This window comes from Rhodoferax lacus, assembly GCF_003415675.1.
GTDB classification, from domain to species: domain Bacteria; phylum Pseudomonadota; class Gammaproteobacteria; order Burkholderiales; family Burkholderiaceae_C; genus Allorhodoferax; species Allorhodoferax lacus.
This window is the reverse complement of the sequence record NZ_QFZK01000003.1, coordinates 293,371-308,701: the sequence shown is the minus strand read 5'-3', so window position 1 is coordinate 308,701 and position 15,331 is coordinate 293,371. Positions and strand designations below refer to the sequence as shown.

Sequence of the window (15,331 nt, the reverse complement as noted above, 5' to 3'; positions counted from 1 at the left end):
CCCGCCGGGCCGCCCCAAGGGAAAATGCGCCCCCCCGGGGGGCAGCGACCCACACAACGTGGGGAAGCGTGGGGGCAAACATCCTAGGCCTTGGGCAAGGTCACGCCGACCTGGCCCTGGTATTTGCCGCCGCGGTCCTTGTAGGAGACTTCGCAGACGTCGTCCTTGTCGCTCTCGAAGAACAACACCTGGGCGCAGCCTTCACCGGCGTAGATCTTGGCGGGCAGCGGTGTGGTGTTGGAAAACTCCAGCGTCACATAGCCTTCCCACTCGGGCTCGAAGGGGGTGACGTTGACGATGATGCCGCAGCGCGCGTAGGTGCTTTTGCCCAGGCAGATGGTGAGCACATTGCGCGGGATGCGGAAGTACTCCAGGGTGCGGGCCAGCGCAAAGCTGTTGGGCGGGATGATGCAGACGTCGTCATGGAAGTCGACAAAGCTCTTCTCGTCGAAGTTCTTGGGGTCGACCACGGTGCTGTGGATGTTGGTGAAGACCTTGAATTCCGGGGCGCAGCGGATGTCGTATCCATAGCTGCTGGTGCCATAGGAGATGATTTTGTTGCCGTCACGTTGACGGACCTGGCCCGACTCAAACGGTTCAATCATTCCGGTGGTTTCGGCCATATGGCGTATCCACTTGTCGCTCTTGATGCTCATGGGGCTCAACTCCTAAGTTGGAGTCGATTGTAAGCACCGGGTGCGGGTGAGAAGCCCTTGCTCTGGCCTGCACCTGGCGGCAGGGGCGCGGGGTGTCTGCGCGGCCTCATACTGCGGGTACGCACAAATCGGCCGCGCAGACACCCCACACCCCTGCAAGAAGTGGCGTGGTCGAACAAGTGAATCATGCAGGGAAATGGCGGACGCTTGAAGTGGCTTGGTTTTGGGGGGTTAAAAACTCCCCCTCACCGCTGTACCACTGCTCGCCGGTGTGGGGATTGCCGGGGGCCGATTTGTGCGTACTCGCAGTATGAGGCCCCCGGCAGTCCCCACACCGGCAGGCCCACCCAGCAACGGTAGCCCAAACAATGGCAGCGTTAAGAGGACAGACCCTGCGAAATAACCGTGCGCTCCACCAGCCGGTCATCCCCCAACACAATCATGGAGAACAGCAGCTCATCCAGGCTGGCAGCAACCGAAGTCTTGCGCGCCAACAAAGGCGTGGCCTGGGGGTTGAGGACAACAAAGTCCGCCTCGCAGCCTGGCAACAGATTGCCCACCAGCGCCTGGCCGTCCGCGCCCTTGACACCCAGCACCGCACCGGCACCGGCAGTGTGCTGCCACCACAGTTGCTGCGGTGACAGCGACAGGCCCTGCTTGGTCTGGCCCTCGCGGCCCACGTAGTAGGCCGCCAGCATGGTGTGAAACGGGCTGAAGCTGGTGCCCCCGCCCACATCGCTGGCCAAACCGTAGGTAAAGCCCGCGCGGTCGGCACCGGCGTAGTCAAAGAAGCCGCTGCCCAGAAACAGATTGCTGGTCGGGCTGACCGCCGCACTGGCGCCGGTGTCGCGCATCAGGGCGCGGTCATCGTCGTCGAAGTGGATGCAGTGAGCGTAGACGGCTCGCTTACGCATCAGGCCGAAGTCGGCATAGGTGGCCAGGTAGCTGCGCGACTGGGGAAAGAGTTCGCGCGCCCAGGCAATCTCGTCCTTGTTTTCGGCCACGTGCGACTGGATCCACACATCACCATGACGCGCGGCCAGTTCGCCTGCGCCGCGCAATTGCGCGTCGGTACTGGTGGGCGCAAAGCGTGGCGTGATGGCGTAGCCCAGGCGGCCCTGGCCGTGCCAGCGCTGGATCAGGGCTTCGCTGTCCAGCAGGCTTTGCTCGGTGGCATCCACCCGGCTGCCAGAAGCAGGCTGGTTCAGCAGGTCGGCGGGGGCATGGCGGTCCATCAGGCACAGGCCGGTGATGAGGCGCAGGCTGCGTCTTTGCGCTTCTGAAAACAGCGCATTGACCGAGGTGCTGTGCGAGGTGGCAAAGGCCAGTGCAGTGGTCACGCCATTGCGCAGCAGTTCATCCACAAAGAAGGTGGCGGACTCGGCGCTGTACTCGTTTGAAGCAAAACGCTTCTCTTCAGGAAAGGTGTAGTTCTCCAGCCAGGGCAAGAGGCCGCTGGCGGGTGAGCCGATGACGTTGGTCTGGGGGAAGTGCACATGCAAATCCACAAAGCCCGGGGCGATGATGCGCCCGAGCAGGTGCTCGGTCGGCACCTGGGCAAAGCGCTCTGAGAGTGCGCGCCAGCTGCCAATGGCCTGCACCACCTGCAATCCAGTGGAGTCAGGGCCCACCACCAGCAGGCCGTCTTTTTCAAACAGGGCTTTGGCTGGCCCTTCGCTGTGGGGGGCAAACCAGAGGAGGGAGGCGCGGTAGGCTTTCATGGTGTCAACTTTAATGGCAGTTGGGCCCCGCGCCATAGTGGGCTTTGTATATTGCTTATGCAAAGCATCTGGTCAGTGGCTGAGCTTGCCCTGCACACCGGCCACCAGCCAGTTCATGCCCAGAATCTTCTCGTCGCTCAGGGTCTGGCCACGGGCAATGACTTCGTGGCCCTCGTTGTCGCGGATGGCCTCTCTGGCATGGAAGGGCTGCAACTTGCCTTGGGCCATGGCCTTTTGCGCAGCGAGCACCTCGGCGCGCACGGCCTGGGGCACCTTGGGGCCGAAGTCGCCCACGCGGATCATGCCCTCCTTCACGCCACCCCAGACTGCACCGGGCTTCCACGTGCCGTCCAGCACGGCCCGGGCGCGGGCTGTGTAGTAGGCACCCCACTGGTGGGTGACGGCGGCAATCTGTGCGTCGGGCGCGATGCTGCGCATGTCGGAGTGGTAGGCAATGGCCATCTTGCCGCGCTCTTGGGCTGCCACCATGACGGCGTTGGAGCCGGTGTGGAAGGTCACCACATCCACGTTCTGGTTGAACAGGGTCATGGCGGCGTCGCGCTCGCGCGTGGGGTCAAACCAGGCATTGAGCCAGACCACCTTGACCTCCGCTTTGGGGTTGACGGAGCGCATGCCCAATGTGAAGGCGTTGATGCCCTGCAGCACCTCGGGGATGGGGAAGCCCGCCACATAGCCCGCCAGGTTGGTGCGCGTCATGCGCCCGGCGGCGATGCCGGCCAGGTAGCGGCCCTCGTAGTAGCGGGCATTGGCCACCGACACATTGGCCGCCGTCTTGTAGCCGGTGATGGACTCGAACCGGACGCCCGGAAACTCCTGCGCTACCTTGAGCGTGGGCTCCATGTAGCCAAAGCTGGGGGTGAAGATCAGGGTATTGCCCTGTTGGGCCAGGTCGCGGATCACGCGCTCGGCGTCCGGCCCCTCGGCCACGTCTTCCACATAGGTGGTTTGCACGCGGGTACCCAGGGTGGCCTGCACGGCTTTGCGCCCTTCTTCGTGCTGGCGCACCCAGCCCATGTCGGTGAGCGGCGCGACATAGACAAAGCCGATTTTCAGCGGCGCCTTGTCAGCGCTGCCGGGGGCAGTGGCTGGGGATGTGGTTTGGGAAAAAGCACCCAGGGGTGCGAGTGCAATGCAACAAGCGGCCACGGCTGTGGCTGCGAGGTTTTTAAACATGGTAGTCCTCTACATGGCTCCGAAGTACAAAAGGCAAGGCCCGCCGGAGCAGCGGGCCTTGTAGCGATTTTAACCCCGCAGTGCGGGGCCCGAAGCCGGGTTCAGTTGCGGCTCAGGCCCAGCTCAGGCAACTTGCTGCTCCGACAACTCCAGCGCTGCATTCAGGGCCAGCATGAACTCGTCCACCTTGATGGGCTTGGTCAGGTAGCGCAGGAAGCCCGCCTCCTGCCCCTTCTTGATGTCGCGTTGCATGGCGTTGGCACTGATCGCCAAGGCCGGGATGTGGCGGGTCATGGGGTCTTCGCGCAGCAGCTTGAGGGTCTCGAAGCCGCTGATGCCGGGCAGGTTGATGTCCAGCAGAATCACGTCCGGCAAGGCCGCACGGGCCAGGGCGATGCCTTTGAGCCCGTCGGTAGCCGTCAGCAGGCGGATCGAGGGGTAACGCTCCACAATCTTCTGCACCAAAGTCATATTGGCAGGGTTGTCTTCCACATAGAGCAGGGTGCGTGCCTTGGCTTGACCGGGCGCAGGCGGCAAGGACAGCGTCACCTGGCTGCTGTCGAGCAGCATCACAGGCGCGTCCACACAGGGCAGCTCAAACCAGAACACACTGCCCACACCCACGGTGCTTTGCACGCCAATGGCGCCGCCCATCAGCTCCACCAGCTGCTTGGCCACCACCAGGCCGATGCCGGTGCCTTCCACGCCGCTGGCCTCCTGGCCCAGGCGGTTGAAGGCCTGGAACAGCTGGGCCTGCTGGTCTTCCCGCAGGCCCAGGCCGGTGTCGCCAATGCTCACGCGCACAAAGCCGTTGGGCTGCATCACACAGCTGACCTCCACCCTGCCCTGTGCCAGGTTGTACTTGATGGCATTGGTCAGCAGATTGATGAACACCTGCTTGAGCCGGGTGTTGTCGGCCATGACATAGGGCGACACATCGGCCGAGGGAAACACCATGCCAATGCCGCGCTGCTGGGCCATGGGCTCGAACATGCTGCGGCATTCCGCCAGCACCGAAGCCAGCAGCACCGGCTCACTGGACAGCTGGATGTGGCCGGACTCGATCTTGGTCAGGTCCAGGATTTCGTTGATGAGCTTGAGCAGGTGCCAACCCGCGCGCAGGATTTGCGAGATGCTGGCCAGCTGCCGCTCGCTGGGCGGCGGCGACTCGGACTCCATCAGCTGGGCAAAGCCCAGAATGGCATTGAGCGGGCTGCGCAGCTCGTGGCTCATGCTGGACAAAAAGTCCGACTTGGCCAGGTTGGCTTTTTCAGCCAGCGAACGGGCGCTCTCCAGCTCCACCGTCTTCTCCTGCAGCACGCGGTCGAACTCCTTGCGCTCGGTGACATCGCGGGCCGCGGCGAACACGCCTTGCAGGGTGCGCTCGCGGTCATAAAACGTGGTGGCGTTGTACGACACCACGGTCTCGCGGCCATCGCGCGAGCGTGCCGTGAGCTCGTAGTTGCTGAGCTGCTTTTCGCTCAGCACCCGGTTGATGCCCGCCTCGGCCCGCTCGGGGTCGGTGAAGTGGCTCTTGAAGGGCGCGCCTATCAACTCATCGCGGGTGCAGCCGGTGAGCACTTCCATCTGCTTGTTGACGTCGGTGATGATGCCCTGCGGATCGGTGGTCATGATCGGGTCCACATTCGACTCGAACAGCGAACGGGTGTAGTACTGCTGGTCGCGCAGGCGCTGGGCCAGCAACCTCTGCTCGGCCTCGATCTGCTTGCGCGCGGTGTTGTCGGTGCCGATCAGCAGGTAGCCAATGATGGCACCCTGGGCATCGCGCAAGGCGGTTACCGACACCATGGCGGGCAGGCGGCTGCCGTCCTTGCGGATGTAGGTGAGCTCGTAAATGTCCTCGATGCCGCGCGAGGCCTTGAACACCAGGGCCTCAAAGCCGGGGGCAATCGGTGTACCCAGCTCGGTGCTCAGGGTCTTGGCACGGGCAACCACCTCCAGCGGGTCGGAAATTTCTGCCGGGGTGATCTTGTTCACCACGTCGGCTGCGGCATAGCCCAGCATGCGCTCGGCCCCTACGTTGAAAATCTGGATCACACCCTGGGCATCGGTGGCAATGCTGGAGAAGTTGGCGCTGTTGAAGATGGCCGCCTGCAAGGCGCCGGAGCTGCGCAAGGCGTCATCAGCCATCTTGCGCGCCGTGAGGTCGCGCAGGATGCCGGTGTAATGCAGCTCGCCACCCAGCCACATTTCCCTGAGCGACATTTCCAGAGCAATCGGGCTGCCATCCTTGCGCCGCCCCTGTGCTTCGTGCAGCGTGGCCGCAAGCGGTGCGGGCTCGCTGCCATCTTCCGCCGGGCCGCTCAGGGGGACATCGCATGCAGGCGCCGCGAATGCCGGAATCAGATCCCGCACGCTGCGCCCGACCATCTCTTCTGCGGTGTAGCCAAACAGCTGCTCGATCGAGGGGTTGACCGTCTCCAGCTGGCCGCTTTGCGCCTGCATGGTGAAGATGCCGTCACCCACCGTGTTGAGTATGGTTTGCAGCAGGGCTTCGCTGTCGCGCGTGGCCTGCTGCAGGGCGTATTCGGTGGTGACATCGCGAAACACCAGCACCGCACCGATCACTTCCCCATTGCGCGTCCGTATCGGCGCGCAGCTGTCGGCAATATCGTATTCACGGCCATCGCGTGCAATCAGCACCGTGTGGTTGGCCAGCCCCTGCACCGTGCCGTGCAGCAAGGCGTCCAGCACCGGGTTGGTTACCTGCAGGCGGGTGGTCTTGTTGACGATTTTCAGGATGGTCTCGATCTTCTGCCCGCGGGCCTCGGCCAGGGGCCAGCCGGTCAGCTGTTCAGCCAGCGGATTCAGGCTGGTCACGCAGGACTGTGCATCGGTGGTGATGACGCCGTCGCCAATGGAATTCAGTGTCACCGAGAGCTGCTCTTCGCTGATCTGCAAGGTCTGGTTGGCGGACTGCAGCTGCAGGTTCAGCCGCTCCTGCTCCTGCAGCAACTGCTGGGTCTGGCGCTGCAGGAACTGGCGGTACACCAGATAGGCCAGGCTCAGTGCCGCCAACAGGCCCAGTACGCTGCCTGCCACGATCAGCGCAAACATGCGGCGCAGGCTTTGCTGGTACTGCGCGTCATGCTCCGCCAGGGCCGCGTCTTCTATCTGGTTCAAGGTCCGCATGTGGCCGCGGATCGCATCCATCAGCCGCTTGCCTTCGCCGTTGGAGATCAGCGCCAGCACCTCGGCATTCTTGTGTGCGCGCCGCAACGCAATGCCCTGCTTCAACAGGGCCAGCTTGGCGTCCACCAAGGGCGGCAAGGCCTGGACTTCCGTCAAGGCCGTGTCCACCAGCACCAATTGCTGCAACAGCTGCAGTTGCGCATCCAGGCCATCCCGCACCGCCAGATAGGGCTGCAAAAAGGACTCATCGCCGGTGAGCAAAAAGCCGCGCTGCCCGGTCTCGGCATCCTTGAGGGCGGAGAGGAAATCGTCGCCGGCCGACATCACGGCCAGGGTGTGTTTCTCGGCCTGCGCAGTGACGCCAATCTGCTGGTACACCCAGAACGACAGCGCGATGCCCGAGCACAGCAGCAGAGCGGTGGACAGCAGCGCCGCCCACAGGGTTTTGGTGAGTTTCATGGCGCGGTGCGGTGGGGGTGGTGAGTCATTGCTGACCTCTGAATTGCGCGAAAACGCAAGACCGCATCGCGCTGCCGTCGGTGCAGGGCGCACCTTTGCAGCAAGGTCCATCATCACACAACCGCGGCACCCGGGCCCACAATAGTTTTGTGCGCCCGGGTGTGCAAGGCCTCAGGCGCCGTGCACTGGCCTAAAAAGTCTCAAACAGCGCGTCCAGCTTGTCCATCTGCAGCGCCCGCTCGGCAGCGCCAATAAAGCTGGCCTCAAAGCTGTTGCGCGCCAGCTGGTAAGCCTGCTGGCTGCCCAGCTGCAGGGCAGCAAAGGTCTGGGTGAAGTTCTCGTTCATGTAGCCGCCAAAGTAGGCCGGGTCATCCGAGTTGATGGTGGCCACCATGCCGGCTTCCAGCATGCGGCCAATGCTGTGCTGGGTCAGTGACGGATAGACGCGCAGCTTCAGGTTGGAGAGCGGACACACCGTGAGCGGTATGCGGTCCTGCGCCAGGCGCTGCATGAGCGCGGCATCGGTCATGGCCTGCACGCCGTGGTCTATGCGCTCGACCTTGAGCACATCGAGCGCACTCCAGATGTAGGCCGCAGGTCCCTCCTCGCCTGCGTGCGCCACCAGGCGGTAACCCAGCTGGCCGGCGCGGGCAAACACCCGTGCAAACTTTTCCGGCGGGTGGCCCACCTCGCTGCTGGCCAGGCCTATGCCCACAATTTTGTCGCCCAGGGGCAGCACCTGCTCCAGGCATTCAAAGGCTTCCGCTTCGCTGAGGTGGCGCAGGAAGCACAGGATGAGGGAGGCCGTCATGCCGAATTGGGCGGGCGCGTCCATGCAGGCACGGTGCAGGCCATTGACCACGGTCTCGGCGCTCAGACCGTGGCCGGTGTGGGTCTGGGTGTCGAAGAACAGCTCGGCATGCGTCACGTTGTCAGCCTGCGCGCGCTGCAGGTAGGCGCAGGCCATGTCGTAGAAGTCCTGCTCGGTCTTGAGCACCAGGGTGCCGGCATGGTAGATGTCCAGAAAGCTCTGCAGGTTGTCGAACACATAGGCCTCGCGCACGGCCTGCGCGCTGGGCCAGGCCAGGGGCACGCGGTTGCGCTGGGCGAAGGCAAACATCTGCTCGGGCTCCAGCGAGCCCTCGATGTGCATGTGCAGCTCGGCCTTGGGCATGGCACGCAGCAGCGCGGGCATGCGCTCAAGGGGTACGGGTTTGACGGTGCGCACGGGCTTCATGGGATGACTCCAAAGGTAATGGCTTGTTGGCTGAGATAGCGGCGGTAGGCGGATGACGCCTTGTCGGCAGCGGTGTGTACTTCGGCGCGCAGGTCCAGCGGCAGGCGCTTAGGCGCTTGCGACTCCAGCACCGGCTGGTCCTGGGTGAAGATGGTGTGCTGGAAGTCGCGCAGGGTCTGGTCGGGCGAGGCAAAGTCTGCCACGGCCAGGCGGAACCAGACACGGCTGCGCTCGGGCCCTAAAGGGCAGATGAAAAGGGCAATGGATTCGCGGTAGCCGGCTGCCCCCACACTGGCGGGCAGGCTGGACGGGTCGGGTATCTTGGTGAGCACCGCCGCATAGGGCGCGGTGACCTCGTAGGTGTACTCCACCTGCGCGGCTGTGGTGGAGTGCAGGTTGCTCTTGGGCTGCATGGCCCTGCAGCCGGTGGCACGGATGCCGGTGGGTGTGTTTTGCACCTGGTAGTCGGCCATCTGCGCCGCATCGCGGCTGCCCAGCCAGTGCTCGTGCACAAAGCCGAAGTGCGCCATGTCCAGAAAATTTTCCACAAGGCGCGGGGCACTGGTGGCTACATCGTATGGGCCGCAGTTGAGCTTGCGCAGCTGGGCATCGGCCTCGGCCGCAAAGGCCGGGAAGGTGGGTGCATGGGCGGCGTGCGAGGCGGCCATGCGCACCCACACCAGCCCATACTGCTCCAGGCACACATAGGTGCGGGCGGCGTGGCTGGCCGGGGGCACAAAGTCGGGCAGCGCGGGCACATGCACGCACTGGCCGCGGGTATCAAACTGCCAGCCGTGGTAGGGGCACTCCAGCCGTCCCTCACAGACCCGGCCCAGCGACAGACGGGCACCGCGGTGCGGGCATTGGTCGGCCCAGGCCTGCACCGCGCCCAGGCGGTCGCGCCAGAGCACCAGGGGCTGCTCCAGCAGTTCGACGGCCAGGGGCGCGTCCGCAACGGACGCACAGAGGGCCACCGGATGCCAGTGTTCTTTTTCAATCATGGGTGAAGAATAGCTGCGCTGGGAAAGAATGGACGAAATTGAAAAGGGCCGCTCGAGGCGGCCCTGCGTCACTCACCGGCTGGCTTATTTGCCGCCAGGGATCTTGCCTTCCACGCCCTTGACGTAGAAGTTCAGGCCACCGAGGAACTTGTCATCGGCGGCTTCGTCCTTCTTGATCTGGACCTTGCCGGTGTTGTCGGTGATGGGGCCCTTCCAAATGACGAAGGTTCCGTCCTTCAGACCGGCCTTGACTTCATCCACTTTGGCCTTGGTTTCAGCGGGCACGTCTTCGGCAATCGACACGATATCAATCGCGCCTTCCTTCACGCCCCACCAGCTTTGGCCGGTGGCCCAGGTGCCATCGAGCGCGTCCTTGGTGGCCTTGATGTAGTACGGGCCCCAGTTGATGACGGCAGAGGCCAGGTGGGCCTTGGGGCCGTAGGCGGTCATGTCGGAGTCCCAGCCAAAGGCGCGCTTGCCCTTGTCCTGCGCGGTCTTGAGCACGGCGGGCGAATCGGTGTTCTGGAACAGCACGTCCGCACCACCGTTGATCAGGCTGGTGGCGGCTTCGGTTTCCTTGGGTGGGTTGAACCACTCGTTGACCCACACCACCTTGGTCTTGACCTTGGGGTTGGAGCTTTGCGCGCCCAGGGTGAAGCTGTTGATGTTGCGGATGACTTCAGGGATTGGCACCGAAGCCACCACACCCAGCACATTGCTCTTGGTCATCTTGCCGGCAATCACGCCGGCCATGTACGCGCCCTCATAGGTGCGGCTGTCATAGGTGCGCATGTTGTCGGCGGTCTTGTAGCCGGTGGCGTGTTCAAACTTCACGTCCTTGAAATCGGGGGCAACCTTGAGCATGGTTTCCATGTAGCCAAAGGTGGTGCCGAAAATCAGCTTGTTGCCCTGGCCTGCCATGTCGCGGATGACGCGCTCGGCATCAGCCGACTCGGGCACGTTTTCCACAAAGGAAGTGGCGATCTTGTCGCCGAATTCTTTTTCCAGCGCCTTGCGGGCAGAGTCGTGCGCATAAGTCCAGCCACCGTCGCCCACCGGGCCGACGTAGGCGAAGGCGATCTTGAGAGGTTCGGGCTTGGGCGCCGGAGCGGAGGCCGCCGGTGCGGGAGCAGCCACGGGTGCGGGCTCTTCCTTCTTGCCGCAACCCACCAGGGCAGCACTGGCCACGGCGGTCAGGGCTGCCAGCTTCATCAACGAACGTTTCTGCAAATCTGTCATGGGATTTCCTTCTGAAAAATAAAACGGAGGGGGGTAACGGTGAAAAAAATCAGGAGCCCGGGTAGAACGGCTTGCCAATGGCAGCGGGCATGTTAATACGAATCCAGCGCGGGTTGCGTGATATCAGCGCCAACACCACGATGGTGGCCAGGTAGGGCAGCATGCTGAGCAACTGACTGGGGATATCCACCCCAATGCCCTGCAGGTGGAACTGCAGCATGGTCACGCCGCCAAACAGGTAGGCGCCCAGCAGCACGCGCGCCGGGCGCCAGGTGGCAAAGGTGGTCAGGGCCAACGCAATCCAGCCCTTGCCGGCCACCATGCCCTCCACCCACAGCGGCGTGTAAATAATCGAAATATAGGCACCGGCCAGGCCGCACAGGGCCCCACCCACCATCACCGCGCCCAGGCGGATCCAGCGCACCGGGTAGCCCAGCGCGTGGGCCGACTCGGGGCTTTCGCCCACGCTGCGCAGAATCAAGCCGGCGCGGGTGCGGTAGAAAAACCAGACCAGGGCACCGGCAAACACCACCGTCAGGTACACCAGCGGATGTTGGCGAAACAGGGCCGGGCCAAAGAAGGGGATGTCGGTCAGGAAAGGAATCTCGAACTGCGGCCGCTCGGGCATTTTTTCCTGCACGTACGTGATGCCGGCAAAGGCCGAGAAGCCCGCGCCAAACAGGCTGAGCGCCAGGCCGGTGGCGTACTGGTTGGTATTGAGCCAGATCACCAGCACCCCAAAAATGGCGGCCATGAAGGCGCCTGCGGCAATGCCGGCCATGAAGCCCATGACATCGCTGCCCGTGGCCACCACCGTGGCAAAGCCGGCAATGGCTGCGCACAGCATCATGCCCTCGGCACCCAGGTTCACAATGCCGGCCTTTTCGTTGATGAGCAGGCCCAGCGAGGCAATCGCCAGCACCGTGCCCGCGTTCAGCGTGGCGGCGATCAACAGGGCGTAGGACGCGTCCATTATTTGGCTCCTGCGGTGTGCTTCCACACCAGTCGGTAATTCACCAGCGTGTCACAGCCCAAGAGCGTGAACAGCAGCAGGCCCTGGAACACGCCGGTAAGGGACTTCGGCAGCCCCAGGCGCGACTGCGCCAGCTCACCACCGATATAGAACATGCTCATCAGAATGGCCGAGAACATCATGCCCACCGGATGCAGCCGGCCCACATAGGCCACGATGATGGCGGCAAAGCCGTAGCCCGCGGGCACATAGGGGGTGAGCTGGCCAATCGGGCCGGCCACTTCCAGGGCCCCTGCCAGACCGGCCAGACCGCCAGAAATCAAGAACGCCGTCCACAGCGCACCGCGCGAAGAGAACCCGGCATAGCGCGCCGCCGCCGGTGCCAGGCCACCCACCTGCTGGGCAAAGCCGGCACGGGTGCGAAACAGAAATACCCACATGCCCGCCACGCCCAACAGGGCAAAGAGCACGCCAATACTCATGCGCGAGCCGGTAAACAGGCGCGGGATGCGGGTGATGGCCTCAAAGTTCTTGGTCTGCGGGAAGTTGTAGCCGTTGGGGTCTTTCCAGGGGCCATACACCATGTAGCCCAGCACCTGGATGGCCACATAGACCAGCATCAGGCTGACCAGGATTTCGTTGGTGTTGAAGCGGTCTTTCAAGAACGCCGCAATGCCGGCCCAGAACATGCCGCCCAGAATGCCCGCCATCAGGATGGGGATGACGATAAGCGTGCTGCCATCCTTCTCGGCCAGCAGGGCCACGCCGCTGGCGGCAATGGCGCCCAGCAGGTACTGGCCTTCGGCACCGATGTTCCACACATTGGAGCGGTAGCACACGGCCAGGCCTAGCGCAATCAGCAAAAGCGGCGTGGCCTTGACCACCAGCTCGCCCAGGGCGTAGCCGCTTTTGAGCGGCTCCCAGAAGAAGATGAGCAGGCCGCGGACCGGGTCCTTGCCCAGCAGCATAAACAGAATGACGCCAATGACCACCGTGCACAGCAGGGCCAGCAAGGGTGAGCCGTAGCTCCAGAATTTGGAGGGTTGGGGGCGGGCTTCGAGCTTAAACATGGTGCTGTTGCCCCCCACGCTGCGCCGCTGCGCGGGTCGCTGCCCCCCCGGGGGGGGCTGCCCCGCCTTGGGGCGGCCCGGCGTCGGGGCCCTGCTCTTCTTCCCACAGGCCGCTCATCCATTCGCCAATCTTTTCCACCGTGGCCTCAGCCATGGGCACCGAGGGCGAGAGCTTGCCGCGTGCGATCACGTGCAGGCGGTCGCTCACCTCGAACAGTTCTTCCAACTCCTCACTCACCACCAGCACGGCGCAACCAGCGTCGCGAAGGGCCAGGATCTCGCCGCGGATCTGGGCCGATGCGCCCACGTCCACACCCCATGTGGGTTGCGAGACGATGAACAGCGTGGGCTTGGCATCGATCTCGCGCCCGACAATGAATTTCTGCAAATTACCCCCGGAGAGCGAGCGGGCCACCGCGTTGGGTCCACCGGCCTTCACATTGAAGGACTTGATGATGCGCGCGGCATGGGCCTCGAGCTTGCCGACCTGGATCCAGCCACCGGCAAACTTCGGATACGAAATGGAGCCGGTGCGCGTGAGCAGCAGGTTGTGCGCCAGGCTGAGCGTGGGCACGGCGCCGCGCCCCAGGCGCTCCTCGGGCACAAAGTGCAGGCCCAGCTTGCGCCGGCTGCCCGGGTGCAGGGCCGACACATCCCGCTCGCCCATGCGGATGCTGCCCACAGGCGCGCGGCAGTCTTCCCCCGAGAGGGCATAGAGCAATTCTTTCTGGCCGTTGCCCGACACCCCGGCTATGCCCACCACCTCACCGGCGCGCACCTCCAGGCTGATGCCGTCCAGGTCCACGCCGAACTGGTCTTCGCGTTCCAGGCGCAGGTTGCGCACGCTCAGGCGGCTCTCACCCGCCTTTTGCTTGCGGTGCTCCAGCTGCGGCGGCTCGGCACCAATCATCAGACGCGACAGCGACGCATTGCTTTCTTCCTGCGGGTTGCACACACCGGTGACTTTGCCCCCGCGCAGCACGGTGCAGGCGGTGCAGAGTTCGCGGATTTCATGCAGCTTGTGCGAGATGTAGAGAATGCTGCAGCCCTCGGAGGCCAGCTTTTTGAGGACCACGAACAGCTTTTCCACCGCCTGCGGCGTCAGCACCGAGGTGGGCTCGTCCAAAATCAGCAGCTCCGGGCGGGTGAGCAGGGCGCGGATGATTTCCACGCGCTGCATCTCGCCCACGCTTAAAGTGTGTACCGGGCGGGCCGGGTCAATGTCCAGACCGTACTCCTCGGCCTTGGCGAGGATGCTGGCCGTGACCTGCTCCAGCGACTCGCGCGCCAGACCCAGCCAGACGTTCTCGGCCACGGTCATGGTATCAAACAGGTTGAAGTGCTGGAACACCATGCTGATGCCGTTGGCGCGCGCCTCCTTGGGGTTGCGGATCACCACCGGCTGGCCGTTCAGCAGCATCTGGCCGGCATCGGGCTTGATGGAGCCGTAGATGATCTTCATCAGCGTGGACTTGCCCGCGCCGTTTTCGCCCAGCACGGCATGGGTCTCGCCAGGCATCACGGTAAGCGACACATTGCTGTTGGCCACCACGCCGGGGTAGGCCTTGGTGATGCCGGTGAGCTGCAGTCTGGCGTGGGGCGCGTGCATTGTCATCGTGTTCGGTGTCCCGTTATTGTTTCTTCAGAGAAGCTGCGGCGGACTTTACACGCTCGCGCAGCCAGCGGACTGACTCGGAGGTGTGGCTGCGTTCATGCCAGAGCTGGTAGTACATCATCTTTGGAAAAGCAATCGGACTGGGCAATATCGTGACCGGCAGGGTTGGCACAAAGCGCTCGCAATACTGGCGGCTGGTGGTCAGCACCAGCAAGGTTGATGCCACCATGGCCGGAATCAGCCCAAAGTACGGACAGCGCGCCGCGATGCGGCGCTGCAGGCCCAGGGTGGCCAGGTGTGCGTCAATAAAACCCTTGGCCCCGGGATGGGTCGCGCCGGGCGCGATATGTTCCACCTCCAGCCAGGACGCCTGGTCCCAGCCGCGGCGCACCGCCGGGTGTTTGTTCGATACCAGGCTCACCACCTCGTCGCCAAACAGCGCACCCAGGTGCAGGTCCTGCGGCGGGGCGAGCCAGTTGCCAATCACCACGTCCACCTCGCCCTGGGCGAGCTGGGTGCGGTAGTCGGTGGCCGGGGACAGGGGGTGGATTTCGATCTCGCACAGCGGGGCCTGCGCCTTGATCTCGGAGACCAGCTGGGGCAGGAAGAGTGGATCGAGGTAATCAGAGGCCGCCACGCGGAACACATCACGTGCCTTGGCCGGCTCAAAGCCACGTGCATCGGCGAACAGCATCTGGGCGGCACGCAAAATGCTGGCTGAGGGTTCCAGCATGCGCAGACCAGCCACGGTAGGCACCATGCCGGAGCCGGAGCGCACCAAAAGCGGGTCTCCGGCAAAGTCGCGCAGACGTTTGAGCGCACTGCTCACGGCGGGCTGGTGCATGCCCAGCCGTATGGCTGCCCTGGAAACGCTGCGTTCGGTCAACACGGTATGGAGAACCCTTATCAGATGAAGGTCTATCTTGTCGAAAAGGTTTTGGTCTCTCATACAGGGGCTGCGATGTGTGCCATATGCTAATGCGTATGGCCCAGGCCAAGCTCCCGATTTACCC

The 15,331-nt window shown here is 63.8% G+C and carries 11 protein-coding genes; all 11 read right to left on the bottom strand.

What is annotated here, in order from left to right:
• Positions 1 to 83: 83 nt before the first annotated feature.
• Positions 84 to 656, bottom strand: coding sequence for a dCTP deaminase (gene dcd / locus DIC66_RS07540; protein ID WP_117175646.1), 573 nt, complete (start codon positions 654 to 656; stop codon positions 84 to 86).
• A 377-nt stretch (positions 657 to 1,033) separates the two neighbouring features.
• Entirely contained in the window at positions 1,034 to 2,377 is a 1,344-nt protein-coding gene (gene guaD / locus DIC66_RS07535) for a guanine deaminase (protein ID WP_117175643.1), read from the bottom strand.
• 72 nt (positions 2,378 to 2,449) lie between these two features.
• Positions 2,450 to 3,571, bottom strand: coding sequence for a BMP family ABC transporter substrate-binding protein (locus DIC66_RS07530; protein ID WP_117175640.1), 1,122 nt, complete (start codon positions 3,569 to 3,571; stop codon positions 2,450 to 2,452).
• A gap of 123 nt (positions 3,572 to 3,694) precedes the next feature.
• Positions 3,695 to 7,183: a PAS domain S-box protein gene (locus DIC66_RS23750; RefSeq protein ID WP_158558865.1), complete on the bottom strand. Its 3,489-nt coding sequence runs from the start codon at positions 7,181 to 7,183 to the stop codon at positions 3,695 to 3,697.
• A gap of 190 nt (positions 7,184 to 7,373) precedes the next feature.
• Positions 7,374 to 8,411: an adenosine deaminase gene (locus DIC66_RS07520; RefSeq protein ID WP_117175913.1), complete on the bottom strand. Its 1,038-nt coding sequence runs from the start codon at positions 8,409 to 8,411 to the stop codon at positions 7,374 to 7,376.
• A 5-nt stretch (positions 8,412 to 8,416) separates the two neighbouring features.
• Positions 8,417 to 9,421, bottom strand: coding sequence for an aromatic ring-hydroxylating dioxygenase subunit alpha (locus DIC66_RS07515; RefSeq protein ID WP_117175634.1), 1,005 nt, complete (start codon positions 9,419 to 9,421; stop codon positions 8,417 to 8,419).
• Between the two features lie 84 nt (positions 9,422 to 9,505).
• Positions 9,506 to 10,660, bottom strand: coding sequence for a BMP family ABC transporter substrate-binding protein (locus DIC66_RS07510; RefSeq protein WP_117175632.1), 1,155 nt, complete (start codon positions 10,658 to 10,660; stop codon positions 9,506 to 9,508).
• A gap of 49 nt (positions 10,661 to 10,709) precedes the next feature.
• The gene (locus DIC66_RS07505) at positions 10,710 to 11,633 is read right to left on the bottom strand and encodes an ABC transporter permease (protein ID WP_117175630.1); all 924 of its coding nucleotides are present in this window, start codon (positions 11,631 to 11,633) and stop codon (positions 10,710 to 10,712) included.
• Positions 11,633 to 12,703: an ABC transporter permease gene (locus tag DIC66_RS07500; protein WP_117175911.1), complete on the bottom strand. Its 1,071-nt coding sequence runs from the start codon at positions 12,701 to 12,703 to the stop codon at positions 11,633 to 11,635. Before DIC66_RS07500 ends, DIC66_RS07505 begins: the two co-directional genes overlap by 1 nt.
• Positions 12,696 to 14,318, bottom strand: coding sequence for an ABC transporter ATP-binding protein (locus DIC66_RS07495; RefSeq protein WP_420820483.1), 1,623 nt, complete (start codon positions 14,316 to 14,318; stop codon positions 12,696 to 12,698). The genes DIC66_RS07500 and DIC66_RS07495 overlap by 8 nt, the downstream gene beginning before the upstream one ends.
• A 16-nt stretch (positions 14,319 to 14,334) precedes the next feature.
• Positions 14,335 to 15,267 (bottom strand): LysR family transcriptional regulator, encoded by a 933-nt coding sequence (locus DIC66_RS07490; protein ID WP_117175628.1) that lies wholly within the window; start codon positions 15,265 to 15,267, stop codon positions 14,335 to 14,337.
• Positions 15,268 to 15,331: the final 64 nt, after the last annotated feature.

Excerpts from the sequence above, each read along its gene's own strand:
- dcd (WP_117175646.1), bottom strand. The coding sequence starts at position 656 with ATGAGCATCAAGAGCGACAAGTGGATACGCCATATGGCCGAAACCACC.
- guaD (WP_117175643.1), bottom strand. The coding sequence starts at position 2,377 with ATGAAAGCCTACCGCGCCTCCCTCCTCTGGTTTGCCCCCCACAGCGAA.
- DIC66_RS07530 (WP_117175640.1), bottom strand. The coding sequence starts at position 3,571 with ATGTTTAAAAACCTCGCAGCCACAGCCGTGGCCGCTTGTTGCATTGCA.
- DIC66_RS23750 (WP_158558865.1), bottom strand. The coding sequence starts at position 7,183 with ATGAAACTCACCAAAACCCTGTGGGCGGCGCTGCTGTCCACCGCTCTG.
- DIC66_RS07515 (WP_117175634.1), bottom strand. The coding sequence starts at position 9,421 with ATGATTGAAAAAGAACACTGGCATCCGGTGGCCCTCTGTGCGTCCGTT.
- DIC66_RS07510 (WP_117175632.1), bottom strand. The coding sequence starts at position 10,660 with ATGACAGATTTGCAGAAACGTTCGTTGATGAAGCTGGCAGCCCTGACC.
- DIC66_RS07505 (WP_117175630.1), bottom strand. The coding sequence starts at position 11,633 with ATGGACGCGTCCTACGCCCTGTTGATCGCCGCCACGCTGAACGCGGGC.
- DIC66_RS07500 (WP_117175911.1), bottom strand. The coding sequence starts at position 12,703 with ATGTTTAAGCTCGAAGCCCGCCCCCAACCCTCCAAATTCTGGAGCTAC.
- DIC66_RS07495 (WP_420820483.1), bottom strand. The coding sequence starts at position 14,318 with ATGACAATGCACGCGCCCCACGCCAGACTGCAGCTCACCGGCATCACC.
- DIC66_RS07490 (WP_117175628.1), bottom strand. The coding sequence starts at position 15,267 with ATGAGAGACCAAAACCTTTTCGACAAGATAGACCTTCATCTGATAAGG.